The 1,441-nt window shown below is 42.4% G+C and carries 1 protein-coding gene; it reads left to right on the top strand.

The annotated features are described in order from the left end of the window. Positions 1-94: 94 nt before the first annotated feature. Complete coding sequence (locus tag ACED42_RS21755) at positions 95-1,432, top strand: IS4 family transposase (RefSeq protein ID WP_017100321.1); 1,338 nt, start codon at positions 95-97, stop codon at positions 1,430-1,432. Positions 1,433-1,441 lie beyond the last annotated feature (9 nt).

Genomic DNA, 1,441 nt, shown 5'->3' with positions numbered 1-1,441 from the left:
TAACACTGATCATTTAAGCATTTTCCTGATCAGTTGAACGATCCTACAGATGGTTAACAATACCCTTAAGCACTTTTGTTTAAGGGTATTTTTTATGCTGTCACACTGGTTAATCGATGTTGACGATTTTGCTAATCCAGAATCTCTTTCTTTGTTTCAAAAAGACCTTCCGCTAGATTGGATAAACCAAGCTTTATCTGAAACGAACAAAGCGAGTATGCGCCGTAGAAAGCTACCCGCAGAACTCGTTGTATGGTTAGTCGTTGGTATTGGTTTATATCGAGATAGACCGATTACCGATGTACTCGATAAGCTCGACCTCAAATTGTCTAATTCATTGGGTGAAACGATTGCACCTAGTGCAATTCCTCAGGCAAGAAAACGCCTCACCGCTGAGCCTTTAAAGTCATTATTCTCAATCACAGCAAAGCATTGGACACAGTCGGAAGATGCGGGTGATAAATGGAATGGTTTGAGCCTATTTTCAATCGATGGCACACAGTTTAGAACTCACGATAACCCAAGCTTAGCTGAGCATTATCAATATGTTTACTACCGAAAAGACAGGCACACTGAGTACCCAATCGTTCGAATGTGCGCACTCACATCACTACGGAGTCGCCTTATTCATGATGTGGCTTTTGGGGAAAGTTCTAAAGGTGAAATCAGCTATGCAAAAGATTTAATTTCATCAGCAGTTCCGAATTCATTGACCATTTTTGACCGTTGCTACTTGAGCGCAGAACTTATGCTTAACTGGCAACAAGAGCATGGAACAAGCCACTGGATGACACCAATAAAGTCGAATGTGAAATATGAAATCATCGAGCAGCTCGATGATGATGGGCGAGATCTGATTGTGGAGATGAAAGTCTCTCCCCAGGCTAGAAAACAAGACCCGAGTCTCCCAGAAACGTGGAAAGCTAGGCTAACTCTATATCCCGATGACGTTGAACAACAACCCAATCATATACAAGGGCTGCTGACTTCTCTAACAGATAGAAAATACAGTTTAAAATCATTATTAGATGTGTACTTCGAAAGGTGGGAAATCGAGAATAGCTATGGCGAGATTAAGCATGACATGCTTGAAGATGAAATCCTGCTCCGCAGTCAATCTGTAGAGGGTGTAGAGCAAGAGATATGGGGTATCCTTATCGCGTATAACTTAATCCGTCTGGAGATTAGCCGAATAGCAAAAGAGGCTGAAGTCTCGCCACTTAGGATAAGCTTTACGATGGCACTTCGAGATATTCAAGATGAGTTGATGTGGTGTGCTATCGCCTCCCCAGGTTCGGTTCCCAAAAAGCTGCGAGCTATGAGAGAGCGAGTGAAACGTTATATTTTGCCCGAAAAACAAAAACGGCCCAAAGATAGGACCGTTCGTTTTAGTAAGACTCGCTACACTGTGCGATCTAAACACCTTAAATGATAGGTGTTG

Source organism: Vibrio sp. FF145, assembly GCF_041439075.1.
In the GTDB taxonomy this organism is placed as follows: Bacteria; Pseudomonadota; Gammaproteobacteria; order Enterobacterales; family Vibrionaceae; genus Vibrio; species Vibrio tasmaniensis_A.
Note: the sequence above shows the minus strand (reverse complement) of the source record. Positions and strands in the feature narration are given on the sequence as shown.

Excerpts from the sequence above, each read along its gene's own strand:
- ACED42_RS21755 (WP_017100321.1), top strand. The coding sequence starts at position 95 with ATGCTGTCACACTGGTTAATCGATGTTGACGATTTTGCTAATCCAGAA.